This window comes from Actinokineospora sp. UV203 (assembly GCF_056323665.1).
Genome location: NZ_CM150484.1, coordinates 674,821 through 698,721, shown reverse-complemented (window position 1 = coordinate 698,721; position 23,901 = coordinate 674,821). Strand labels below are relative to the sequence as shown.

Below are 23,901 nucleotides of genomic sequence, written 5' to 3'. Positions count from 1 at the left end.
ACCCCGAAACGCCAGGGGCAGCACCCACCAGCCAAACAGCCGGCTACCGCAGCGCCGACCGATCCGTCGGCTCCAGCGTGAGCGTCTCCACCCGCGAGGACATTGCCGGCCCGGCGCCGAAGGTCACCAACACGTGCTCCCCCAACCGAACCGGCAACGCGGGAAACGTGTTCTCGCCGTACTCCCCACGAAACACCGCGAGGAACGGTTCGGCAGCCGCTTTCTCCACGAGATCATCAGCCACCGGCGCATCGAAATAATGGATCATCGCGGTGAGCGGCGAGCCGGTGGCCGAGTTCGCGAAGTCCCGCACCACGCTTAACAGCAGCACATTGTCCGAGTCGATCATCGTCGCGTTCGCCTCGTCCCGATGGGCCTTCCACACCGGTCCGCCGTAGAACGCCTCAAGCGCCGCCTTGCGCGCGGGCATGTCCGCGAACCCACGCATCCACACGAACCGATCCGGGTCGCCCGCGTCGCGGAACAGGCCAGGCAGTGTCATTCCCAAGGCCAGTTGCGACTCGACGAACTCCCGCTCGAACAGCGAGATCAGCTCGTCGCGACGGCCTGGGTGCAGGGTGTACTGCCGGAGTTCGAGGACCATGCCCCGAACTTAGCCGCGCCCACCGACAATTCCGCGCGAGGCGGCCTCGGCCCGGGCGTCCGACTCGGCTCGGGCAGCCGCGGAGTCCATGGTGTCGAGGTCCTGCATCAGGGTGGGCCTGCGCATCCACACCCCGTGCGGCCGGGCCAGCAGCGTCTCCAGCGGTTCCGGCTTGCCCAGGTGGAACCCCTGGGCGACGCGCACTCCGAGCCGTGAGAGCGCCTCGACCTGGGTGGCGCGCTCCACCCATTCGGCCACGACGGAAAGACCAAGGCCGCGGGCGATGTCGACGATCCCCTGCACCAGCACTGTGTCGCGGCTGCCGTAGTCGATGCCGTGGATGAACTCGCCGTCGATCTTGAGCCCGGTGATCGGCAGTTCCTTGAGGTGCACGAACGACCCGAATCCCGAACCGAAGTCGTCGAGGGTGATGCGGCAGCCGCTGGCGCGCAGCTGCTGCGACAGACTTCGGGCGGCGTCAAGGTTGGTGACGGCGGCGGTCTCGGTGATCTCGAAGCCGAGACGGCCGGGGGCGACGCCCGCGGCGGTGAGCCGGTCGAGGACGAAGTCGCCGAAATCCTCGTCCTCCAGGGTGCGGCCGGAGACGTTGACGTTGAATCTCAGCCCCGGATACGGGTGCTCGACCAGGGTCTGGATCGCCTTGTCCGCGACCCAGCGGTCGATCTCGAAGACGAGGTCGCTGCGTTCGGCGGCGAGGAGGAACTCGCCGGGGCCCAGGTGCGGGTCCTTGCCGTCCTCCAGCCGCAGCAGCAGTTCGTGGCCTATGACCCGGCCGCTGCCGAGCTTGACCATCGGCATCGCGTGCAGCACGAAGCCGCCGTGCTTGAGCGCCGCGCGGACCCGTTCGATCACCGTGACGCGCAGGGCGGTGTCCTGGTAGTGGCCCGGTTCGTAGACCGTGACCCGGTTGCGGCCCGCCGCCTTGGACGCGTAGAGCGCCATGTCGGCGTTGGCCAGCACCTCCTGCCACGACACGCCCGAGTCGAAGGTGGCCACGCCGATGGACACGGTGATGCGGCTGGCCCCGGCGACACCGGTCATCGGGATCGCGGCGATGGCGTTGCGCAGCCGGTCGGCCGCCGCCACGGCGTCGCGTTCGTCGGAGTCGGCCAGCACGGCGGCGAACTCGTCGCCCGAGAGCCTGCCGAGGACCTGGCCGCTGCCGATGCGGTCGCGCAGCAGCGACGCCAGCGTGCACATGACGCGGTCGCCCGTGGGGTGGCCGTGCAGGTCGTTGACGTCCTTGAAGTGGTCGAGGTCGAGCAGCAGGAACGCGCCGCGCACCCCGAGGGCGAGCTGGCGCTCCAGCTCCCGGGTCAGCGCGCGCCGGTTCGGCAGCCCCGTGAGGGGGTCCTCGTCGACGAGGCGCAGTAACTCGTCCTGGTGATTCGCCAGACCGACCGAGTCGAGTTCGCGGTTGCGCCATCGGGTGACATCGGTCGCCCGGTAGAGCAGGCCGTCCTCGGTGGCGGTGCACCGGATCTCGAGCCAGCGATAGCTGGCGCCGTCGATCGCGGGCTGCGGCAGCATGACGTCGTCGTCGCGCGGGCCGTCCGGCGCGCCCGCCAGCAGCGCGGTCAGTGATCGGCCGATGCTCTGCTCGACGCTCAGCCCGAGCAGCACGGCCATCGCGGGGTTCACCCAGCGCACGGTCGAGGCTCGATCGGTGAGCGCGAAGGCCGTATCGGTAGCGGACAGGATCTCCGCGGGGGCGGTCTCGTGGTCCGTCACCCGGTCTCCCTCACCCATTCTCGTGGGGACATGCGCACGAAGCGTAGTGGACCGAACGTGGTCAGCGCAGGCGCTCAAGCCCCTTGGCGCTGATCTCGATGGCTTCGGCGAGGCCGATCAGCTCCGCCGCGCTCGCGCCGTCGCGGGCCGCGGTCACCACGTCCTCGGCCGCGCAGCGCAGCTGAAACAGGCGATCCTGCAGGTCAGCGAGTTCCGCGGCGGACAACACGACCGCGTCCTCGGGGAGCCCGCCGCGCTGCACCGCGGTCCGCCGCTCATACGCGCGCTGCCTGCAAGATTGGGCGCAATAGCGGCGTGGCCTGCCCGCGCGCGGGTCGCCCGGCAGCTGTCGGCCGCACCAGCCGCAGTGCCGGGGTTCGTCACGGCGACGCACGACGTCCACCGGCTGGGTCACCACTACCATGGCGGTGGACGCTATCTGGACACCCTGAGTACACCGCGACCGCCACGCCGTTGAGGCACACTCAGCAGGTGCGATCCGATCACGGCTTCTTCGCCGGCCCCTACCCGCGGGCCTTCGTCCACCGGGGCTGGCACTACGACGACCTCGACGGCCTCGAGAACTCCCTCGCCGCGTTCAAGCGCGCGGTCGACGAGGGATACCGGTACCTGGAGACCGACGTGCACGCCACGAGCGACGGCGTGGTCGTCGTGCACCACGACGCGATCCTCGACCGCACCACCGACGCGTCCGGCGCGGTCGCGCTGCTGCCGTGGGCGACCGTGCGCCAGGCCAAGATCGGCGGGCGGGAACCGGTCAGCAGGTTGGAAGACCTGCTCGAAGAGCTGCCCGACGCACTGATCAACATCGACCTCAAGACCGACGCCGCGGTGGCGCCGACGCTGGAGTTGCTGCGGCGGATGGACGCGTTCGACCGGGTGTGCCTGGCGTCGTTCTCCGAGGCGCGCATGGCGCGGGTGCGCAAGCTGGCGGGCCCGCCGGCGCTGACGTCGATGGGGATGGGCGCCATGGCGCGGTTCTGGGCGACGGGCAAGCTGCCGCAGTTCTTCGCGCGGCGCTCAGACCGGCCGCTGGTGTGCCAGGTGCCGGTGCGCCAAGGCCGGATCACCGTGGTCAGCCCGCGGCTGGTCGCGGTCGCCCGCCGCCGCGACGCCGAAGTGCACGTGTGGACGATCGATGAGCCGGAGCAGATGCGCGAGCTGCTCGACCTTGGCGTCGACGGCCTGATGACGGACAAGCCCAAGGTGCTCAAGGACGTGCTGATCGAGCGGGGGCTGTGGGCGCACGCGTGATTCTTCGTCGTTCTTGACCTCCAGCGCGCTGGAGGTGATCCCATGAACGCATGACGCTCTCCCCCACCCCGGACTGGGCCATCGACGACCTCGACCTCGACAGTTACCTCGCCCGCATCGGCCACCCTCGGGTGGCGCCCACGCTCGACGCGCTGCGCTCACTGCACATCGCGCACGTGCGGGCGATCCCGTTCGAGAACATCAGCGTGCTGCTGGGCGGACCACCCGACCTGAGCGTCAAGGCGGTGGCGGCGAAGATGGTCGACCGGGCCCGCGGCGGGTACTGCTTCGAGCACGCCCCGCTGTTCGCCGCCGCCGCCGAGCAGCTCGGCTTCACCGTGCGGCGCAGGCTCGGCCGGGTCAGCCCGCAGCGGTCCGGTCCGCGCACGCACGCGCTCCTGGTGGTCACCGTCGACGGCGCCGACCACCTCGTCGACGTCGGGTTCGGGGCATCGATCTGGGAGCCGATGCCGCTGGTCCACGGCGCGGAGGTCGACCAGGCGGGCTGGTCCCACCGGATCGAGCGCACCGAGCTGGGCTGGTCGCTGTGGCAGCTGACGAAGGAGGGCTGGGATGTCCAGCACGAGTTCGAGGACGTCCCGCAGCTGAGCGTCGACTTCGAAGTGGGCAACCACTACGCGGCGACCGGACCGCGTTCGCCGTTCCCCGGCAAGCTGATCGTGAAGCGGCTCAGCGAGGGCGTCAGCCGCAGGCTGGTCGGCAACGAGCTCAGCGTGGAATACGCCGACGGCCGGACCGAGACGACCACGATCGGGTACGACCAGCTCGGCGAGGTGCTCCCCGGCCTCGACATCGACCTGACCCCAGACGAGCTCGACGCCCTACGCGGGAAGCTCGCGGCCTGACGCGCGAAAGACACCGCCGCCCGGGGAAGCGGGGCGACGGTGTCTTTCGCGCCATTCTCAGCCTGCGAGGGTCTTGCCGGTCTCCAGCAGGGACTTGAGGTCGCTGAGGATCCACGGGTGCCCGCCGCCGCCCTGTCCGGGGTCGCCGTTGTCGCCCTGAATCATCGCGGCCACGGTGGGCGCGTTGGTGACGTCGTGGGACACGGTGAGCGCGCAGTAGCCGCCCTCGACCTCGCTGATCTCGTGGGTCAGGGTGGTGAAGCCCTCGGCGGCGCACGTCGGGTCCATCAGCATCCGCCAGGTCATGACCAGCTTGTGCGGCGCGTCGGCTTCGAGAACCTCGCCGTCGATGAGGAGGTCGGGGATGTCGTAGCCCTGCTCCTTGCCCGCCTCGCGCATCGCGTCGCTCGGGTAGGTCTTCGCCGCGCCGCCGGGCTTGAGGTCATAGTCGACCACGCCCGTGTACCCGTACTTGGCGGTCCACTCCGGTTTGGTGATCGCGTCCCAGATCGCCTCGGGGGTGGCCTTGATGTAGATCTTGTAGACCTGCACGGTCTCCTGCGTGGTCATGTCTCGTCCTCCAGTTGCGCCTTGAGCTCGATCAGCGCGCTCACGTGACGCTCGTCGGTGTACTTGTCGATCCAGCGGTCATGAATCAGTCGAATGGGCACCGGGTTGAGGAAGTGCAACTTCTCCCGCCCGGAGCGGCGCGTGACGACCAGCCCGGCCTCTTCGAGGACCTTCAGGTGCTTCATGACGCCGAAGCGCGTCATCTCCTGGTCGGCCTCCAGCTCCCCGAGCGTCTGTCCGTCGCGAGCGAACAGCCGATCGAGCAACAGGCGCCGGGTGGGGTCGGCCAATGCCTTGAACACCCGGTCGTCGTTCACGTGACCAGAATAGGTGACCAAATGGTCACATGTCCAGTCCTGATTTTCACGGCTTCGGCGCGACGCCCTGCCAGGCCGCCCGCCAGGTCTTCGGGCCGAGCTTCCCCGAGGCGGTGATCCCGTTGGCCCGCTGCAGGGCGAGCACCGCGCGCTCGGTCTCGGCGTAGTAGCAGCCACTCCCCTGGAACTGGTAGCCGTGCGCGTTCATCCGCAGCTGCCACTGCCGCAGCGCGGGCGCGCAGTCGCCGAAGACGTAGACCACCCCGGGCCAGGGCGGCATGGTGAGCGGCGGGGCGGAGGACCCACCGCCGATGTAGGCGGAGTCGCCGTAGGTCGGCACGCGCTTGCTGCGTGCGTCGCCATCGGGCTGAAGGCCACGCATGCCCGCGCACTCCCAGGGCTGCCAGCCGCGCATCCGGTAGAGATACAGCGCGCGGTAGTCCTGTTCGGCGGGCGCGGCCTCGTGCGGGTAGCCCTTGCCGCCGACGCTGCTCCACGTGGGCAGGTCGAACTGGTAGGCGCCGTAGTACCCGGAGCCGGTGTTCACCGTGTACCGGTTGCTGGACTCGCACATCCGCAGCTCGGCCCAGTCGGCGGCGGACGGATCCGCGGCGGCCCCGGAACCGGCGACGACGGCGGTCGAGGCGACCGCCACGATCAGCAGGAGCATCCGCGCGACAACCCGTCTACCAGCCATAAACCAGGACGGTAAGCCTGAGTCCCACCAGCCACAACCGCAACACCCGCCTCACGTATCACCCGCACGGGTAGCGGGGACCCACCCGCGGCGATGATGAAGGTGACCGTTTGGACTCGGCCGGGCGATGCCCACCGCATCCGGTGGCGGGGCCAGTACTCTCCGCCGTGCCGGGCGTGCGCACGCCCGGTGCCGGTCATTTCGCGGAGGCAGCGTGAGCATGGTGGACGACAACACCCCAGTCGCCGATGAGGCGGCGCGCAAGCGCGAGCAGCGCGGCTGGGTCTGGTACGACTGGGCGAACTCGGTGTTCCCCACCTCGGTCACCACGGTCTTCGGGTCGCTCTACCTCACCGCCGTCGCCGCGTCCGCCGCGCAGGCCGACACCGCGCGCAACGGGCCCAACCCGTGCCCGGCCGACGCCGCGGGGAACACCGACAAGCTCAAGGACTGCGACATCAGCCTGTTCGGGCTGGACTTCGCCGCCGGCTCGCTGTGGGGCTACCTGCTGTCCTTCGCCACGGTCATCCAGGTGCTGATCGTGCCGCTGATGGGCGCGATCGCCGACCGTACGGCCAACAAGAAGCCGATGCTGGCCTTCTTCGCCTTCGGCGGCTCGATCGCGACGGTGGCGATGGCACTGGTCAGCGGGTCGAATTGGGAGCTCGGGGTGGTGTTCTTCATCCTGGGCAACATCGGCTACGGCACGTCGGTGGTCATCTACTACTCGTTCATCCCCGACATCGCCACGGCTGACGAACGCGACGGCCTGTCCACCCGCGGCTGGGCGTTCGGCTACCTCGGCGGCGGCGTGGCCCTGGCCCTGCAGCTGGTCATCTACCTGTTCCGCGACAGCTTCGGCATCACCGAGGGCAACGCCGCGCAGATCGCGTTCGTGCTCTCGGGCATCTGGTGGGCGGTGTTCACCACGATCCCGCTGCGCAGGCTGCGCGGCCACGACCCGGCCAAGGCCATGCCCGCCGACGGTTCGGGGATCACCGCGGGCTTCCGCGAACTGCGCGGCACCCTGCGCCACGCCCGCGCCTACCCGCTGACCTTGGCGTTCCTGGGCACGTACCTCATCTACACCGACGGCATCGCCACCGTCGCCAACGTCTCGGCCCAGTACGGCCGCGAGGAGCTCAAGTTCTCCGCCGACGTGCTGATCACCACGATCCTGATCGTGCAGTTCGTCGCGTTCCTCGGCGGCATGCTGCACGGCCTGGTCGCCAAGCACATCGGCGCCAAGAAGACGATCATGATCAGCCTGGGCGTGTGGGTGCTGGTCATCGGCGCCGCGTACTTCGTGCAGGCCGGTCAGGCGATGCAGTTCTACCTGGTCGCGGGCGGCATCGGCCTGGTCCTCGGCGGAACCAACGCGCTGTCGCGGTCGCTGTTCAGCCAGATGATCCCGCCGGGCAAGGAAGCCCAGTACTTCTCGGTCTACGAGATCGGCGAGCGCGCCACCTCGTGGCTGGGCCCGCTGCTGTTCGCCTACATGGCGGGCGCCACCGGCTCGTACCGGTACGCGATCATCTCCCTGGTCATCTTCTTCTTCGTCGGCCTGGTCCTGATGTACTTCGTGCCGATCCGCCGGGCCATCCAGGCCGTCGGCAACCCGGAACCGGCGATACTCTGAGACCGATAGGGTTCCCGCCCGTGACCATGGAGCCCACAGCCGATCCCGACCCGACCGACGCCCTCTCCGCCGTGCCCGCCGCGGGCTCGCGCCGGGCCGTGCCCGTCACCGGGCACCTGCGCTTCTACTACGGGCCGATGGACTGCGGGAAGTCGACGCTCGCGCTGCAGGTCGACCACAACCACGCCCGGCAGGGCCGCAAGGGCCTGCTCCTGGTCCACCTGGACCGCTCCGGGAAGCCGCAGATCTCCAGCCGCATCGGGATCTCCCGGTCCGCCATCGAGGTCAACGCTGAGGTCGACCTGCGCGAGCTGGTCCGGTCGACCTGGGCGGCCGGGTCGCGGGTGGACTACCTGATCGTCGACGAGGCCCAGTTCCTCGCCCCGGCCCAGGTCGACCAGCTCGCCGAACTCGCCGACGACTCACAGGTCGACGTGTACTGCTTCGGCATCGCGACGGACTTCCGCAGCACCCTGTTCCCGGGGTCGCGGCGGCTGTTCGAACTGGCCGACGACTTGCAGCCGGTCCAGGTCGACGTCCTGTGCTGGTGCGGTCTCCCGGCCCGGTTCAACGCCCGCGTCCAGGACGGCCAGGTGACACGCGCCGGGGACACCGTTCTTGTGGCGGACACAGGGCACTCTCGTGTCGGTACGGACAGTGAACCCCTACCGGGGCAGTGGTCTACTACCGTCCGTTACCAGGTTCTCTGCCGCAGGCACTTCCGTCTGGGTGATCTGGGGCTCAGCCAGGGGGTCCAAGGTCAACTCTCGTTCGCCTGACTAGGGCTCTTGCGGCTACCATCACCCGGAGGGGTGATATGTCAAAGCCGAATGTGCGATAGCGCGTCACAAAACCGGCGCGCGGGCATCCCTTAAGAGGATGCTGTTGTTGACGGGTGAAGCTTGTCACCGTAAGCGACCGCAGCGGCGAATCGGGAATCAGATGCCCGATTCGCACGTTGCTCTGGGTAAGCAACACCCCTGGCCCGCACCGGGCCGAGCGAAAGGACACCGCCATGGCCGACCGTGTGCTTCGTGGTAGCAGGCTGGGAGCGGTCAGCTACGAGACTGACCGCAATCACGACTTGGCCCCGCGCCGGACGGTTCGCTACGCGTGCCCGAAGGACCACGACTTTGAGGTGCCGTTCTCGGACGACGCCGAAATTCCCTCGGTCTGGGAGTGCCGCCTGCACGGCACGGAGTCGAAGATGATCGACGGCTCCGCTCCCGAACCGAAGAAGACCAAGCCGCCGCGCACGCACTGGGACATGCTGCTCGAACGCCGCACGATCCCGGAGCTGGAGGACTTGCTGACCGAACGTCTGCAGGAACTCCGCGGCCGCCGAGGCGCCCGCAGCGCCTGACCCGCACCACAGACCAGACAGCCGCCCGGGACCCCCAGCCGGGCGGCTGTCGCCTTTGGTCGCGAGTCGCCCCTCCCGGCAACTGAGTCGCCCCTCCCGGCCAATGAGTTCGACATTCGCCCGGCGTGGGCGTTGAACTCATTCGCCTGGAGGGGCGACTCGGTTGCCGGGAGGGGCGACTCGCGACTCAGGGCTTCTTGCGGACCAGGGTTTTGAGCTGGTTGCCGCGGCGGCGCAGGCCCCACTTGGTGACGCGGAGCAGGGCCTCGCGGACGATGTTGCCGCTCATCTTCGACTCGCCGCGGACGCGGTCGACGAAGGTGATCGGGACCTCGACCACCGTGAACCCGGCCTCCACGGTCCGCCACGCCAGGTCGATCTGGAAGCAGTACCCGGCCGACGCCACGTTGTGCAGCTTCAGCTTCTCCAGCACGACCCGCCGGTAAGCGCGGTAGCCGCCGGTGATGTCGTGGATCTTCGCGCCGAGCGCCAGCCGTGAGTACAGGTTCGCGCCGCGGGAGAGGATTTCGCGGCGGATGGGCCAGTTGACGACCTTCCCACCTGTGACCCAGCGGGAGCCGAGCACGAGGTCGGCGTCGCCGAGCGCGTCGAGCAGGCGCGGGAGGTCCTCCGGGGCGTGCGAACCGTCGGCGTCCATCTCGACGATGACGGCGTAGTCGCGCTCCAGCGCCCATCCGAAGCCCGCGACGTAGGCGGCGCCGAGGCCCGCCTTCTCCGTGCGGTGCAGCACGTTGACCCGCTCGTCCGCGGCCGCCATGGCGTCGGCGAGCTCGCCGGTGCCGTCGGGGCTGCCGTCGTCGACGACCAGGACGTGGGTCGTGGGCAAAACGGCGTGCAGCCGCTCGACGATCGGCCCGAGGTTGTCCCGCTCGTTGTACGTCGGGATCACCACCAGGACCGGCTCGAGCTGCGAAGGGCCGTTCGGCTGGTCCGTCATCCGTGTTCCTCCTCGCCGGCGCGTGCGCGCACCGGGCAAATATGACTATCCGTGGGTGTCCGCCGCGGCCGGCATGTCCCCGGCGGACCGTGAGCGCCTGCCGCGCACCAGTGCGATCACCAGCGCGGCGAGGCCCGCGGACACCATGGTCCACTCGGGCCACACACCCAGTCGGTCCGCCATCGTAGTCGCTGATCGTAACGGCACGCGCTCGACCAGCGCCGCAGGCGTGAACAGGCCCGTGCTCTGCGTCACCGTGCCGTCGGGAAGGATGATCGCGCTGACCCCGCTGGTGGCCGCGACGACGACCGTGCGGCCGTGTTCCACCGCGCGGATCCGGTCCATCGCCAGCTGCTGGTAGGTCATCTCGGTCCGGCCGAAAGTCGCGTTGTTGGTGGGCACGGCCAGCAGGTTCGACCCGTTGAGGACCGACTCGCGGACCACGCCGTCGAAGGCGACCTCGTAGCAGGTGACCAGGGCGACCCTGGCCTGGCCCATCGTGAACACCGTGGCCTCGTCGCCGGGTACGAAGGTGCCCGCACGGTCGACGGTAGGGCTGAACAGCCGGAAGAACTCGCGCATCGGCATCGTCTCGCCGAAGGGCTGCAGCTGCCGCTTGACGTACTCGTCGACCGGGCCGACACCTGGCTCCCAGAGGATCACGGAGTTGCGCGGCCCGTCCGGGCGCACGAGGACCGCGCCGAACGCGACCGGCGCGTCGATCGCCTTGACCGCCCGGGCGATCGCCTCGGCGGCGTCGCGGTTGCGGAAGGGGTCGATGTCGGACGCGTTCTCCGGCCAGATGACCAGGTCGAGTTTCGTGTCGCCGAGTTCGGCGGCGAGCTGCTCGGTGCGCTTGACGTGGTTGTCGAGCACCGCGCGGCGCTGGGCGTTGAAGTCGAGCCCGGCGCGCGGCACGTTGCCCTGGATGGCGGCCACGGTGACCTCGCCCGCGTCGGCGTCGGTGCCCACGGCGGGGATGGCGGCCACGCCCGCGGCCAGCGGCAGCACCGCCGCGAGCGCGGGGATCACCAGCGCCCGGGGTGCGCGGGTGATGAGGGCGCGGCGGACGAGTTCGCCGAGCCCGAACCCGGTGAGGGTGACGGCGAAGGCGATCAGCGGCGTGCCGCCCAGCGCGGCCAGTGGCAGGTAGAGGCCTTCGGGCTGGCCGAAGGCGAGCTTGCCCCACGGGAACCCGCCGAACGGGACGTAGGCGCGCAGTGTCTCCCCCGCGACCCACAGCAGCGCGGCCCACAGGTACCAGCCACGCAGCCTGGTGACCACGGCGATCGCGGCGCACGGCACCCCGACGAGGGCGGCTTCGAGCGCGCTCAGCGGCAGCCAGGCGATGGGGCCGACGAACACCCCGGTCCACGCGAGCAGCGGGACCATGAAGCCGAGGCCGAACAGCGTCCCGTAGCCGAAGCCTGCGCGGGCCCGGCGGTCGTGCAGCAGCAGGGCGAGCACGGCGAACCCGACCGGCGCGAGCCACCAGGTCGGCCGCGGCGGCACGCTGAGGAACACCAGCGCACCCGCGGCCAGTGCGGCCAACGAGCGCAGGGCGACTGTCCGGCGACCCCGGCGGGCTGGGGCTTCGGGGCGGGAGGCCACATCTGGCTCCTGGGGCACGGCGGGGGCGACCACGCGCTCAGCGTACGGGGGTGGGGCCGCTCACTCTCCGGCACTCCGTTCGTTGAATCTCAGTGATTCTTCCTGCTTCGCTGACCGTTGCTCCGGCCAGGGCCGGAGGCTGACATGGTCTCCACAGGCGTTTCGTCTCTCCGGGGAAACTTCCCAACGAGAGGCTCGGTCACGCGGCATCGGCGAGCACCGCCGCCAGGAGGTTCGTGGCGGCGTTGTGGTCGCGGTCGTGGACGGGCCCCCCGCACCCGGTGCAGGTCCAGGTGCGGTCGGCGAGGGTGAGCCCACCGTGCCACTGTCCGCACTCGGGGGTGGAGCGCTGATGAGTACCCCAGCAGGTATTAGCCCCCGCAGGCGCTGCCTCAAGGTCAGGTTGAGGGTGTGAAGCATCACCCTAACCCTCAAGTCGACAGTGAGTCTTTTCTTTGTTTGTGCAGGTCAGCGTATTTGCGTTGGGGTTGTCGGACCGGCGAATTAGGGTTCGCCCCGTGACCGATGAGACTGAGCAGTGGCGCGTCGAGTTCGACGCCGAGGTGGCTTTCCGCAACGGCGGCTCGCTGAGCGTCGAGGGTTTCCGCCTCGACTCCCCCACACCGGACCTGGACGACGCGGCGACCGGTGAGCTGCTCGTGCGGCACCTGGGCCTGCTGATGGTGGGCGAGGTCCGGGTGTCGAACCGCCGGATGATCGCCGAGGCGCACAAGGGCTCACGCGGCGTGGAGACCGCCCGCGCCCGGACGTCGCGGCTGGTCGAGCTGAGCCACCCGGTGGAGCACGGCATGGCGACCCTGCCCGGCGTCCCGGGACCGGAACTGGGCGACTACCTGACCCGCGAGCAGTCGCGCTCGGTCTACGGCCCGGACACGGAGTTCCACATCGGCACCATCTCGATGGTCGCCAACACCGGCACCTACGTCGACTCCCCCGCCCACCGCTTCGACGGCGAGCCCGACCTCGCCCGGCTGCCCCTGGAGCGGGTCGCCGACCTCGACGGCATCGTCGTGCGGGTCGCCGGGGACGGGCAGCGCGCGGTGGACAAGGCCGCGCTGCTCCCGTTCGATGTGGCGGGGCGGGCAGTGCTCATCCACACCGGCTGGGACCGCAACTGGCGCACCCCGGCGTACTTCGAGGGTCACCCGTACCTGACCGCCGACGCCGCCGACTGGCTGGTCGAGCAGGGCGCCGCCCTGGTCGGCATCGACAGCCTCAACATCGACAGCACCGACGACCCGCTGCGCCCGGCACACACCCGCCTGCTCCGCGCGGGCATCCCCATCGCCGAACACCTACGCGGCCTGGAGCAGCTCCCACCCTCCGGCTTCCGCTTCCACGCGGCACCAGTCCCGGTGATAGGCCTAGGCACGTTCCCAGTACGCGCCTACGCGGTGGTCTAACACCCACTCGGCCTCTTCGCATTGGCTACCCCACCCGCCCGGTCGGCGGTGCCGTCGCCATGTAGCAACCGTTTTACGACCTTGCCGGTGGCGTTGCGGGGGACGCGGCGGACGAAGAAGACGTCCCTGGGGACGGAGAACCGTTCCAGGTGGTCGCGGACGTAGTGGCGCAGGTCGACGGCCTCCATGTGCGCGCCGCGGCGGAGCACCACGTAGGCGGCGAAGCGCTGCCCGTAGTCCTGGTCGGGGACGACGACGACGGCGGCGTCCTCGACTTCGGGCAGCCTTGTCAGCAGTCCTCCACCGGCTGGGGGAACACGTTCTCGCCGCCGGAGACGATCATGTCGTCGTCGCGCCCGCAGACGAACAGCCTGCCGTCGGCGTCGAGGTAGCCGCGGTCTCCGGTGACCATCAGGTCGTCGTGCATCCGGTTGCGGGTGCCGTTGGTGTAGCCCTCGAACAGCAGCTCGTTGCCGACGCAGACGCTGCCGATGTTGCCCGGAGGCAGCGGCACGCCGTCGGCGTCGAGGATGCCGACCCTGGTTCCGGCCGGGCAGCGGCCCGCGGTGGTGGGCGCGGCCCTCAGGTCCGCGGGGTCGAGCGTGTGCTCGACTTCGATGAGCTCGGTCGACCATGACCCTCCGTCATGCGCCTGCGCGATTCCTCGCTGCTACCACCTGCGTGTTTGCGGTAGTTATCAGCGCAGCGTCACCCGACACAAGCAGCGACTCGGCCGTTCGGCCCAGTACTGATCACCGCCACCCAATTGGCGTAACCAGCGGTCCGAATGGCCGCTTGAGAGTTGTCACGCGCGACACAAATCGACGGCACGCGATTGTCTGATCCGCCGCCTACGGTCCGTGATCAGCGCAGGCGGCGGCCGAGCGTCAGGCGGTCAGGTCCTGATCGGCGAGGAGCCGCTTGACAACCTTGCCGGTGGCGTTGCGGGGCACCCGCCGGACGAAGAACACGTCCCTGGGCACCGAGAACCGCTCCAGGTGGTCGTGCACGTAGTGCCGCACGTCGGTCGCCTCGAGCCGGGCCCCCGGCCGCAGCGCCACATACGCGACGAACCGCTGGCCGAACTCCCGGTCGGGCACGCCGACCACGGCCGCGTCGTCGACCTCGGCCAGGCCCATCAGCAGGTCCTCCACCGGCCGTGGGAACACGTTCTCCCCACCGGAGATGATCATGTCGTCGTCCCGGCCGCAGACGAACAGCCGGTCGTCCGCGTCGAGGTAGCCGCGGTCGCCGGTGACCATCAGGTCGGAGTGCATCTCGTTGCGGCTGCCGTTGGTGTAGCCCTCGAACAGCATCTCGTTGCCCACGCAGATGCTCCCGACGGCGCCGGGCGGCAGCGGCTTGCCGGACGGGTCGAGGATGCCCACGCGGGTGCCGACCGGGCACCGGCCGGCGGTGGTGGGGGCGGCGCGCAGGTCGGCCGGGTCGGCGATGCTCGCCCAGGAGACCTCGGTGGAGCCGTAGAAGTTGTAGAGGATGTCGCCGAAGGTGTCCATGAACCGGGTGACGAACGACCCCGACATGGCCGAGCCGCTGCTGGCGACCACGCGCAGCGAGGACGTGTCGTAGCGGGCCCGGACGCGGGCGGGCAGGTCGAGGATGCGCTGCAGCATGATCGGCACGGCGAACATCGACGTGCAGCCGAACTCGGCGATGGCGCGCAGCGCGGACTCGGGGTCGAACCGGCGCTGCAGCACGAGCGTGGCCTGCAGCGGCATGCCCAGTTGCACCGCGGCCAGCCCCCAGGTGTGGAACATCGGCGCCGGGATCAGCATCGTCTCGTGGAAGCGCAGCGGGATGCGGGAGTACACCGACGCGGCGGCGCTGAGCCCGGGCGGGTTGCGGCGGCGCGCGCCCTTGGGGACGCCCGTGGTGCCCGAGGTCATGACGATGATCTTGCTGGGCGTCGCGGGCGGGCGCAGGGCGGTCGAGGTCGCGTCCTGGGTGATGGTGTCGGTGCTGACCTGTCCGGGCGCCGCGCTCCAGGTGGAGATCCACGGCAGCGAGGCGGGCAGGTTGTGGAACAGCGGGCCGAACTCGTCATCGGCGAGCAGCGCGATCGGGCGGTGCTGGTCGACAAGGTCGGCGATCTGGTCCGCCGAGAGCCCGGTGTTGACCATGAGCACGTCGGCGCCGAGCTTGCCGCAGGCGATGACGGCCTCGACGATCCCGGCGTGGTTGCGGCACATCAGCGCGACCCGGCGACCCGGCCGGACCCCGTGCTCGGTCAGGCCGTTGGCCAGCCGGGTGGTGCGCCGGTCGATCTCGTCGAAGCTCAGCTCGCCGCGCTCGTCGATGATGGCCGGGTGGTCGGGGTTGGCCGCGGCGGCGGCCCGGTAGCCCCCGGCGAAGGTGGGGCCCCAGCGGGCCAACGCGTTGAGCTGGCGGACCAGCCGGTCTGGGCGGCCGGGGGTGAACACCCCGGCGCGCGCCAGGGTGAGTGCGACGTTGAGCGCGGACTGGCTGCGGGAGGACTGGTCGATCCGCGTCGGCGAGCTGGTGACGGCCCGTCCCGCGAGGTGGTGGTCGATCACCGACAGGGCCTTGCGGACCCGTCTGCGCACCCAGGAGTTGGTCAGCACGGTCCCGGCGGTGATGCCCTCGGGAAGCGAGAGCATCACCTGCACGAGCGTGCGGCCGCGGGAGGCCGGTTCGAGACGCACAGTGAGGTGCCCGCCTTCCCACCGCGGGCTGACGAGCACCAGGTGCTCGTGTGGGCGGTGGACGAGGATCTCCACCTCGTCGAGGACCGGCTTGGCCGAGCCCACGCTGAATCGCACCCGGAACTTCGCGCCGCGGCCCGGCGCGGTGGCGCCGAAGCGGTCGACCGCGGCGACCTCACGGGCGAAGCGCGGGTACAGCTCCAGATCACTCAGGACATCCCAGACTTGCTCAGGCGAATGATCGAGAGTGAGCTCCACCTCGACGAGCTCGGTCGGCATGGTCCTCCGTCATCGCCCGACCTGAGTGCCCCAGGCCACAACTGACAAGTGTGGGACCGGTTGTTATCAGCGAACGACTATTCGGCGCAAGCATCCGTTCATCCATTCGGCCCAAACTGCTCGGTTTCCGTCACTATCCGGGCACGACCACGGTGCCTTTTGCTCGCGTCGCCACGATCGGCGGATCGAGGACGTCGGCGGCCGAGTCGCCGCGCTCGGGCGCCGCGCGGCAGACCACGCGGACCTCGAAGTCGAGGTCACGGGATCGGGTGCCTATCCGGGTGAGCGTCGCGGTCGCCTCGACGACGTCGCCCGCGCGGATCGGCGCGAGGAATTCGACCGCGTTGTAGCCTGCGAAGAGACCTTCGTCACCATCGGTGCGGATGCACATCTCGGTGGCCACGTCGCCGAAGAGCCCGAGGCCGTACGCGCCGTCGACGAGACTGCCGCCGTAGTGGGCGTGCGAGTGCGGCACGTAGTTCCGGTGGGTGACGGTGAAGCCGACCTCGCGGGTCATGCGTGGTGTTCCTTTCGCTGGGAGATGGCGTGCGCCAGGTAGCTGGCGACCTCGCCGGGGGTGGTGCCGCGACTGAAGACGCGGTCGACGCCGAGTTCGGCGGCCATCAGCGGGTCGAAGCGGGGTCCGCCGGCGATGAGCAGCGGGCAGCGCTCCCCCATCGCCTCGCGGAACGCCGCCGACATCTCCTGGGTGTTGAGGATGTGCGCGTCACGCTGGGTGACGACCTGGGAGATCAGGACGGCGTCGGCCTTGTCGGCGCGGGCGGCCTTGACGAGCTCCGGGATGGACACCTGGGCGCCGAGGTTCACCACGCGCAGCTCCCGGTAGTACTCCAGGCCCTTCTCGCCCGCGAAGCCCTTGATGTTGAGGATCGCGTCGATGCCGACGGTGTGCGCGTCGGTGCCGATGCAGGCGCCGACGACGACCATCTTGCGGCGCAGGAGACGCTTCACAGCTGTGTTGACTTCCGATGGCGGCAGCAGGGGGTATTCGCGTTCGACGACCTTGACGGCGTCGAGGTCGACGATGTGCTGCACGGAGCCGTAGACGACGAAGAACGTGAAGTCCTCGCCGATGGGGTGGCTGTGCACCACCATCGCCGGGTCCATGCCCATCTTGTTCGCCAGCTGCTGGGCGGCGCCGTCGGCGCGGGGGCCGAACGGGATGGGCAGGGTGAACGACATCTGCGCCATGCCGTCGCCGGTGGTGTCGCCGTAGGGGCGCACGTACCGCTTTGTCTTAGGTGTCGCGACCTTGGGATCTTCTGTCGTGGTCACTTGGTCGCTCCCTCGTCGAGCAGGGTGGTGGCGGGGTTGAGGTAGCCGTCGGCCTTCTCGATGACGCCGTCGGCGCCCTTGCCCTTGTCCGCGGGCCGCTTCATCAGGCCGAAGGTGCCGTCCGCGATGGCGTTGAGCAGGCCGTCGTCGACAATCCGGTCCAGCAGGTCGACAGCCTCACCGAGGACTTGGTGGGCGCGCTTGACGATCAAGCCGTCCGGGGCGGGGCGGAAGTCCTCGCGGAGGCTGCCCGCCGCGTCCAGGACGTAGCGGACGTTGGCCAGGGCGAGGTCGCGGTCGGACAGGAACGGGGTCACCACGGCTTCGGTCATCATCCCGACCAGCAGGATCGACTGGCCGGTAAGCACCCCCGCAAGATTGAAAAATCCATCTAGGAGGTAGCCGTTGAACACGTCGCCGGTCATGTGCTTGGTCGGCGGCATCCACTTGAGCGGCGCGTCGGGGAACAGCTCCCGGGCGAGCAGCGCGTGGGCGAGTTCGAGCCGGAACGAGTCGGGCACCTTTGGGTTGATCTCGAAGGCGTGCCCGAGGCCGAGCAGCTCGTCGGGCAGCCCGGCCTCGTGCGCGAAGTGCTCGTTGAGCAGCTGCGAGACGGTGACGGTGTGCGCGGCGTCGACGGCGTCGGCGGTGGTGAGGTAGTTGTCCTCGCCGGTGTTGATGATGATCCCGGCGCGGGCGTGGACCTGGCGGGAGAACCGCTGGTCGACGAAGGTGCGGATCGGGTTGATGTCGCGGAACAGGATCCCGTACATCGAGTCGTTGAGCATCATGTCGAGCCGTTCCAGGCCCGCGAGCACCGCGATCTCGGGCATGCACAGGCCGGAGGCGTAGTTGGTGAGCCGCACGTAGCGGCCGACCTCCTTGGACACCTCGTCCAGGGCGGCCCGCATGATGCGGAAGTTCTCCTGGGTGGCGTAGGTGCCTGCGAACCCATGGTGGGTGGCGCCTTCTGGCACGTAGTCCAGGAGCGACTGCCCGGTGGAGCGGATGACGGCGATGATGTCGGCGCCGGCGCGGGCGGCGTTGGCGGCCTGCACGACGTCCTCGTCGATGTCGCCGGTCGCGACGATCAGGTAGATCCAGGGGCGCCGGGGCGGGTCGCCGAGCTTCGTGACGAGCTTGTCGCGCCTGCCGCGGTTGCGGTCGACGGTGCGCAGGCCCTTGGCGACGGCGACGCGGGCGGCCTTGGCGGCGGAGCCGGCGGCGCGGCCGGCGGGGATCGTGAACTGGATCTGCCCGGCGGCGGTGGCCTCGGCCAACTCGGTGAGGCTGCCGAGGTCGTGTTCACGCAGCGCGTGGAACACCGGCAGCGTCACGCCGTGTTCGAGGCCGCAGTGCTCGCGGACGGTGTCGACGACCCGGTTGACCCAGGGCACGTCACCGGCGCGGTGGGTGGTGTCGGCCCCGGTGATCCCGGCCAGGCGCAGGGTCGCGCGTTCGACGGCGACCGTGGTGTGGGCGCGCGCGATGTCGATGACCGGCGCGGCGGCCTTGGCGGCCAGGCCGCGCGCGGTGGCGACGACCTGCGGGTCAAGGTCCAGCAGGGCCCGAGTCTGGCTCACTGGTGGTGCTCCTCGCGGTGGTGGATGGTGCGACCGCGTAGGACGGTGCGCAGACAGACGGGAAGTTCGGCGCCGGGGTGCAGCGGCGGCAGGGCGGGCACGCGCGAGCGGGGGTCGGTGGACCAGCGCTGCACGCGGGAATCGGGGGTGGCGGTGACGAGTTCGGGGGCGTCCCAGATGGCGTAGGTGGCGGGGGCGCCGGGCTGCAGGGTCCCGGTGATCCCGTCGTCGACACCCGCCGCGCGCCAGCCGCCCTTGGTGTGGGCGGTGAACGCGGCCCGGGCGGACAGGCCGTGGCCGTCGGTGCGGTGGTGCACGGCGGCTTGGACGGTGGCCCACGGGTCCACGCGGGTGACGGGGGCGTCGGAGCCCAGGGCGAGGATCACCCCGGCCGCGGCGAGGCGGGAGAACGGGTTGAGCGTGGTGCCGCGCTCGCCGAGCCGCTCGGTGTACATGCCGTCCGGTCCGCCCCAGGCGGCGTCGAACAGGGGCTGCACGGACGCGACCACACCCCACTGGCCGAACCGCTCGGCCTGCTCGGCGGTGACCATCTCCAGGTGTTCGAGGCGGTGCCGGGCCCCGGCGAGGGCTTCGCGTCCGACGGTCTTCTCCGCGATCGCGAAGCCGTCGATCACCTCGGCGACGGCGCTGTCGCCGATCACGTGGAACCCGGCCTGGATGCCCGCCTCGGTGCAGATCCGCAGGTGCTCGGCGATGGCGGGCGCGTCGAGGTAGAGGGCGCCGCTGGTGTCGGGGGCGTCGGTATACGGGTGGCACAGGGCGGCGGTGCGGGAACCGATGGCGCCGTCGACGAACAGGTCGCCTGCCAGACCGCGCGCGCCGAGCCGGGCGGCCAGGTCGGCGGTCCCGAGCTCGCCCCAGTAGCCGACGACCTCGGGACCGTCGGTGCGGGCCAGCAGGTCGGCGAAGTCGTCGGTGCCCGAGATGTCGGGTCCGGCGCACTCGTGGACCGACGCGATGCCCATCTCGGCCGCGTGGCGCAGGAACGCGGTCTGCGCCTCGGCGCGCTGGGCGGGGGTGATCGCGGCGAGGGCGGCCCGGCGGACCCGGTGGTGGGCGTCGCGGCTGAGTGGGCCGTCCTCGCTGAACCCGTCGGCGCCCCGCGCGTGCTCCAGCAGCGCCGAGGACACCAGCGCGGAGTGCACGTCGATGCGCGAGAGGTACACGGGCGTGCCCTGCGCGGCGGCGTCGAGTTCGGCCCGGGTGGGTGTGCGCCGCTGCGGCCAGGTCGTCTCGTCCCACCCGTGGCCCCACACCAGCGCGTTCCCGGTCGTGCGCACGTGGGCGCGGACCGCGTCGAGGCACTCGGTGAGCGACGCGCACCCGGTCAGGTCCAGCCCGGTGCGCAGCAGCCCTGCCGAGGTGGCGTGCACGTGGGCGTCGACGAACGCGGGCGCGACGAAACCGCCGTCGAGTTCGACGGTCTCGTCGGCGCCGGAATACATCGTGCGGCCGACGGAGTCCTGGCCGAGCCACACCACGGTGCCGTCCTCGACGGCCATGGCGGTGGCGTGCGGGTCGGCCGGGGAGTGGATCTTTCCGCCGGTCAGCAGGGTGGTCCGGGGGTGCGCGGTCGTCATGGTCAAGCAGTCTGCCGTTCGCGTGACTCGAACAGGGCCCGCACCCCGGGCTCGGCGCGCAGCAGGTCGAGGGCGAACTCGGCGTGACCAGGCACGTAGCCGTTGCCGATGAGCATCCGCACGTCCGCGGCGAGCCCTTCGGCGCCGAGCGCGGCGGCGGCGAACGACGTGGCCATGGAGAAGAAGATCACCGTGCCGCCCTGGGCCGTGGCGAGGACCGCGCCGTGCTCGCAACCGGGGACGTCCACGCAGACGACCGTGACGTCGACCGGGGTGCCGACGGCTTCGGCGACGGCGAGCGGGTCGCGCGCGTCGGCGATGACGACCTCGTCGGCCAGGCCTGCCTCGCGGACCGCCTCGGCCTCACGCTCGGTGGGGACGAGCGCGACGACGCGGCCCGCACCGGCGCGGCGCGCGGCGACCAGGGAGAGCGAGCCGGACTTGCCGCCGCCGCCGAACACGCAGACCGACGCGCCTTCACCGGCGTCGCGCACGACCCGGTCGGTCAGGGCGGGCGCGCCGCACACGTCGAGCACGGACAGCGCGAGGCCGTCGGGCAGGTCCGCGGGCAGGACCGCGGCGATGGAGCGGCCGAAGAGCACGGCAGTGCCGGTGCACGGGACCTGTTCGCCTTCGCCGTCCCAGTCGGCGAGGCCGTCGGTGATGCGCAGCGGGGTCAGCGTGAGCGAGACGAGGGTCGCGATCCGGTCGCCGACCTTGAGGCCCAGCGGCGACTCGGGGCCGACCCCGGCGACGGTGCCCAGCAGCATGCCGCCGGACCCGGTGACCGGGTTCTGCATCTTCCCGCGCGCCTCGACGATCGCGAGGACAGCGGCGCGGACCGCTTCGCCCGTGCCGTGTTCTTCCCGGAGTTGCCGGTAGGAGGCGGCGTCGAGGTTGAGCTTCTCGACGGCGACGACGACCTCGTCGGCGCGCGGTGTCGGGTCGGGGTCGAGCCGTTGTGCCTGCTGGGGCAGCACCCCGGCGGGTTCGAGCACGCGGTGCAGCCCGTAAGGGGACACAGGGCGGGCTTCCGTCAAGGCGACCTCCGTAAGATTTACGTCGTTCGAGTCGTATGGCAGCATATCTTTACGCCACCCGAACGGCGAGGAGCACATATGACTGCCCTGCGTGTTGCAGAGCTGAAGCCGGATACCCCGGCGACGACGGTGTCCGACGCGGTCCACCACGCCGGTGAACAGCCTTATGAGTACGTCCGGCGTGAGCTGGTCGAACCGGATTGGCGGCGGTTCCCGGGCTGGTCGAAGGTCACCGAGGCCCAGTGGCGCGACGCGCAGTGGCAGCGGGTGAACTGCGTGAAGAACGCGAAGCAGCTGCGCGCTGTTGTCGGCGACCTGCTCGCGGAGTCGTTCTACGACGAGCTGGCGGCGGATCAGCAGCAGCTGGCGACGATGTCGATGCTGCTGCCGCCGCAGATGCTCAACACGATGGCCCCGACGGCGGAGACGACGACGCCGGAGTTCACCGAGGCGTTCTTCGCCGACCCGGTGCGCCGCTACATGCTGCCGGTGCGGTCCGACCGCGACCCGCAGTGGCCGTCGCACCCGCACTCGGAGCGCGACTCGCTGCACGAGGCGGAGATGTGGGTGGTGGAGGGGCTGACCCACCGCTACCCGACGAAGGTCCTCGCGGAGATGCTCTCGACGTGCCCGCAGTACTGCGGGCACTGCACCCGGATGGACCTGGTCGGCAACTCCACCCCGCAGGTGGAGAAGCACAAGCTGACGTTGAAGCCGGTCGACCGCTACGACCAGATGATCGACTACCTCAAGCGCACCCCCGGTGTGCGGGACGTGGTCGTCTCCGGCGGCGACGTGGCGAACGTGCCGTGGAAGCAGCTTGAGCTGTTCCTGATGCGGCTGCTCGACATCGAGACCGTCCGCGACATCCGCCTGGCCACGAAGGCGCTCGCGGGTCTGCCGCAGCACTGGCTGCAGCCGAGTGTGGTCGAGGGCTTGGAGCGGGTGGCCCGCACGGCCGCCCGGCGCGGGGTGAACCTGGCGATCCACACCCACGTCAACCACGTGCAGTCGGTGACCCCGCTGGTGGCGGAGGCGGCGCGCACCGCGCTGGAGGTCGGCGTCCGCGACGTCCGCAACCAGGGCGTCCTGATGCGCGGGGTCAACGCGACCCCGGAAGCGTTGCTGGACCTGTGTTTCGCGCTGCAGGGCGAGGCGAACATCCTGCCGTACTACTTCTACATGTGCGACATGATCCCCAACGCCGAACACTGGCGGGTCGCGGTGTGGGAAGCGCAGGAACTGCAGCACGCGATCATGGGCTACCTCCCCGGCTACGCGACGCCCCGCATCATCTGCGACGTCCCGTATGTCGGTAAGCGCTGGGTCCACCAACTCGCCGAGTACGACCGCGAGCTGGGCATCTCGTACTGGACGAAGAACTACCGCGCGGGCACGGAACGCATGGAGGCCGAGGAGGCCGCCGCGATCCTCAGCCGCCGCTACCCGTACTACGACCCCATCTCCACCCTCGGCGCGGCGGGACAGCAGTTCTGGCGGGACAACCCGGAGCACCAGGCGTGAGCAGGCGCGCCCCGACCAGGTGAGGTCTGGTCGGGGCGCGCGGTTATGGTGTGCGAACGCCCCGGCCGTGATGGCCGGGGCGTTCGTCTGCGCACATACTGGGGATTTCATGCGATCGTCGCTCGTCCGCGCCCTCGGCGCGCTTCTCGTGGCCGTCAGTGCCACCTCCTGCTCGGGCGCGGGCACTGCCTCCGCGCCCAGCCCCGGGACTTCCTCCACGACCACGACCTCGTCGCCGACCCCGGCCACCACCTCCGCCGCCCCGATGCCGCTGATCGCACCGATCCCTCCGGGCGCGGGCTGGACGATGTTCCCCGACTTGGCCACGGGATTCTCCGTGATGCTGCCCCGGAAGGTGACTCCTGACGAATCGGTCAAGGAGCCCCCGCAGCGGGTTTACACGGTGCGGTTGAGCAAGAAGGCCGTCGCCGAGGTCACCGTGGCGTTCATGGAGATGGTGATCAAGCCGCGCGAGCTGGAGGCGTTGGTCCGGGCGAAGGCGGACACGCTCAAGGGCGAGGGTGCGACCGATGTCGCGATCACCGACGTGAAACCGGCGCTTGTCGCGGGCGAGTTCGCCGCCTGCGACTTCACGACCTCGTACACGCGTCAGGGCGTGAAGGCCGTGATGTGGTCCCGCTACATCGCGGGCCCCAAGAGCTTCGTCGTCGTAGCCACCGAGGCGACCGGCGACGCCACCGCGGCCGAGCCGCTGGCCACGATGCGCGAGTACCACCAGCGCACGGTCGACAGCGTCCGCGAAGTCTGAAGCCGCCACTCGGACCGGGTCAGTCATCGGATGATCCTGCCGCACCCTT

At 70.3% G+C, this 23,901-nt stretch carries 22 protein-coding genes and 2 pseudogenes; 8 read left to right on the top strand and 16 right to left on the bottom strand.

Annotated elements, in window-relative coordinates; all coding sequences use genetic code 11:
* Positions 1-43: 43 nt before the first annotated feature.
* From ACUZ2Y_RS03205 to ACUZ2Y_RS03195, 3 genes are all read right to left on the bottom strand, one after another.
* The gene (locus tag ACUZ2Y_RS03205; protein WP_476326703.1) at positions 44-604 is read right to left on the bottom strand and encodes an NIPSNAP family protein; all 561 of its coding nucleotides are present in this window, start codon (positions 602-604) and stop codon (positions 44-46) included.
* Positions 605-613: 9 nt separating this feature from the next.
* Entirely contained in the window at positions 614-2,356 is a 1,743-nt protein-coding gene (locus tag ACUZ2Y_RS03200; protein WP_476326701.1) for a putative bifunctional diguanylate cyclase/phosphodiesterase, read from the bottom strand.
* A 61-nt stretch (positions 2,357-2,417) separates the two neighbouring features.
* Positions 2,418-2,780, bottom strand: coding sequence for a hypothetical protein (locus tag ACUZ2Y_RS03195; RefSeq protein WP_091369874.1), 363 nt, complete (start codon positions 2,778-2,780; stop codon positions 2,418-2,420).
* Positions 2,781-2,848: 68 nt separating this feature from the next.
* On the opposite strand from ACUZ2Y_RS03195, the gene ACUZ2Y_RS03190 reads away from it, so the two are divergent.
* Entirely contained in the window at positions 2,849-3,631 is a 783-nt protein-coding gene (locus tag ACUZ2Y_RS03190; protein WP_476326699.1) for a glycerophosphodiester phosphodiesterase family protein, read from the top strand.
* A gap of 50 nt (positions 3,632-3,681) precedes the next feature.
* Positions 3,682-4,497, top strand: coding sequence for an arylamine N-acetyltransferase family protein (locus ACUZ2Y_RS03185; RefSeq protein WP_476326697.1), 816 nt, complete (start codon positions 3,682-3,684; stop codon positions 4,495-4,497).
* A gap of 57 nt (positions 4,498-4,554) precedes the next feature.
* On the opposite strand, the gene ACUZ2Y_RS03180 is transcribed toward ACUZ2Y_RS03185, so the two are convergent.
* Genes ACUZ2Y_RS03180 through ACUZ2Y_RS03170 form a run of 3 tightly spaced genes read right to left on the bottom strand, consistent with a single transcriptional unit; the run spans position 4,555 to position 6,081 of the window.
* Positions 4,555-5,067: an SRPBCC domain-containing protein gene (locus tag ACUZ2Y_RS03180; RefSeq protein WP_476326695.1), complete on the bottom strand. Its 513-nt coding sequence runs from the start codon at positions 5,065-5,067 to the stop codon at positions 4,555-4,557.
* On the bottom strand, positions 5,064-5,384 hold the full coding sequence (locus ACUZ2Y_RS03175) for an ArsR/SmtB family transcription factor (RefSeq protein WP_228769646.1): 321 nt from the start codon (positions 5,382-5,384) through the stop codon (positions 5,064-5,066). The genes ACUZ2Y_RS03180 and ACUZ2Y_RS03175 overlap by 4 nt, the downstream gene beginning before the upstream one ends.
* A 46-nt stretch (positions 5,385-5,430) precedes the next feature.
* Entirely contained in the window at positions 5,431-6,081 is a 651-nt protein-coding gene (locus tag ACUZ2Y_RS03170; protein ID WP_476326693.1) for a transglycosylase family protein, read from the bottom strand.
* Positions 6,082-6,301: 220 nt separating this feature from the next.
* Between ACUZ2Y_RS03170 and ACUZ2Y_RS03165 the strand changes: the two genes are divergently transcribed.
* The 3 genes from ACUZ2Y_RS03165 to ACUZ2Y_RS03155 all read left to right on the top strand — a co-directional run bounded on the left by ACUZ2Y_RS03165 (position 6,302) and on the right by ACUZ2Y_RS03155 (position 9,083).
* Positions 6,302-7,720: an MFS transporter gene (locus tag ACUZ2Y_RS03165; RefSeq protein ID WP_476331548.1), complete on the top strand. Its 1,419-nt coding sequence runs from the start codon at positions 6,302-6,304 to the stop codon at positions 7,718-7,720.
* Positions 7,721-7,746: 26 nt separating this feature from the next.
* On the top strand, positions 7,747-8,499 hold the full coding sequence (locus ACUZ2Y_RS03160) for a thymidine kinase (protein ID WP_476331545.1): 753 nt from the start codon (positions 7,747-7,749) through the stop codon (positions 8,497-8,499).
* Between the two features lie 236 nt (positions 8,500-8,735).
* Positions 8,736-9,083 (top strand): RNA polymerase-binding protein RbpA, encoded by a 348-nt coding sequence (locus ACUZ2Y_RS03155; RefSeq protein WP_091369889.1) that lies wholly within the window; start codon positions 8,736-8,738, stop codon positions 9,081-9,083.
* Between the two features lie 187 nt (positions 9,084-9,270).
* Here the strand turns inward: ACUZ2Y_RS03155 and ACUZ2Y_RS03150 are convergent, their stop codons facing one another.
* The 3 genes and pseudogenes from ACUZ2Y_RS03150 to ACUZ2Y_RS03140 form a co-directional block, all read right to left on the bottom strand.
* A complete protein-coding gene (locus ACUZ2Y_RS03150) occupies positions 9,271-10,041 on the bottom strand; it encodes a polyprenol monophosphomannose synthase (protein WP_476326691.1) in 771 nt (256 codons plus the stop codon).
* A 45-nt stretch (positions 10,042-10,086) separates the two neighbouring features.
* Positions 10,087-11,685, bottom strand: coding sequence for an apolipoprotein N-acyltransferase (gene lnt / locus ACUZ2Y_RS03145; protein WP_476326689.1), 1,599 nt, complete (start codon positions 11,683-11,685; stop codon positions 10,087-10,089).
* A 166-nt stretch (positions 11,686-11,851) separates the two neighbouring features.
* Positions 11,852-11,998, bottom strand: a pseudogene (locus ACUZ2Y_RS03140) (zinc ribbon domain-containing protein); the annotation flags it as partial.
* A gap of 172 nt (positions 11,999-12,170) precedes the next feature.
* Here ACUZ2Y_RS03140 and ACUZ2Y_RS03135 point away from each other — a divergent pair.
* Positions 12,171-13,076, top strand: coding sequence for a cyclase family protein (locus ACUZ2Y_RS03135; protein WP_476326687.1), 906 nt, complete (start codon positions 12,171-12,173; stop codon positions 13,074-13,076).
* Here ACUZ2Y_RS03135 and ACUZ2Y_RS03130 read toward each other — a convergent pair.
* The 7 genes and pseudogenes from ACUZ2Y_RS03130 to kdd form a co-directional block, all read right to left on the bottom strand.
* Positions 13,073-13,671: pseudogene (locus tag ACUZ2Y_RS03130) on the bottom strand (AMP-binding enzyme); the annotation flags it as partial. The gene ACUZ2Y_RS03135 and the pseudogene ACUZ2Y_RS03130 sit on opposite strands and share 4 nt — an antisense overlap.
* A gap of 292 nt (positions 13,672-13,963) precedes the next feature.
* Positions 13,964-16,039 (bottom strand): AMP-binding protein, encoded by a 2,076-nt coding sequence (locus tag ACUZ2Y_RS03125; RefSeq protein WP_476326685.1) that lies wholly within the window; start codon positions 16,037-16,039, stop codon positions 13,964-13,966.
* 133 nt (positions 16,040-16,172) lie between these two features.
* Complete coding sequence (kal, locus tag ACUZ2Y_RS03120; RefSeq protein WP_476326683.1) at positions 16,173-16,556, bottom strand: 3-aminobutyryl-CoA ammonia lyase; 384 nt, start codon at positions 16,554-16,556, stop codon at positions 16,173-16,175.
* Positions 16,553-17,335 carry a lysine 5,6-aminomutase subunit beta gene (gene kamE / locus ACUZ2Y_RS03115; RefSeq protein WP_476326681.1) on the bottom strand — a complete coding sequence of 261 codons (783 nt, stop codon included), beginning with the start codon at positions 17,333-17,335 and terminating at the stop codon, positions 16,553-16,555. The genes kal and kamE overlap by 4 nt, the downstream gene beginning before the upstream one ends.
* A complete protein-coding gene (kamD, locus tag ACUZ2Y_RS03110; protein ID WP_476326679.1) occupies positions 17,332-18,918 on the bottom strand; it encodes a lysine 5,6-aminomutase subunit alpha in 1,587 nt (528 codons plus the stop codon). The genes kamE and kamD overlap by 4 nt, the downstream gene beginning before the upstream one ends.
* Entirely contained in the window at positions 18,915-20,519 is a 1,605-nt protein-coding gene (locus ACUZ2Y_RS03105) for an amidohydrolase (RefSeq protein WP_476326677.1), read from the bottom strand. Before ACUZ2Y_RS03105 ends, kamD begins: the two co-directional genes overlap by 4 nt.
* A 2-nt stretch (positions 20,520-20,521) precedes the next feature.
* Positions 20,522-21,559 (bottom strand): L-erythro-3,5-diaminohexanoate dehydrogenase, encoded by a 1,038-nt coding sequence (kdd, locus tag ACUZ2Y_RS03100; protein ID WP_476326675.1) that lies wholly within the window; start codon positions 21,557-21,559, stop codon positions 20,522-20,524.
* A gap of 78 nt (positions 21,560-21,637) precedes the next feature.
* Here kdd and ACUZ2Y_RS03095 point away from each other — a divergent pair, with 78 nt between their 5' ends.
* Together ACUZ2Y_RS03095 and ACUZ2Y_RS03090 are read left to right on the top strand one after the other, a co-directional pair.
* Positions 21,638-23,083 (top strand): KamA family radical SAM protein, encoded by a 1,446-nt coding sequence (locus ACUZ2Y_RS03095; RefSeq protein WP_476326673.1) that lies wholly within the window; start codon positions 21,638-21,640, stop codon positions 23,081-23,083.
* 109 nt (positions 23,084-23,192) lie between these two features.
* Positions 23,193-23,852 carry a hypothetical protein gene (locus ACUZ2Y_RS03090; RefSeq protein WP_476326672.1) on the top strand — a complete coding sequence of 220 codons (660 nt, stop codon included), beginning with the start codon at positions 23,193-23,195 and terminating at the stop codon, positions 23,850-23,852.
* Positions 23,853-23,901: the final 49 nt, after the last annotated feature.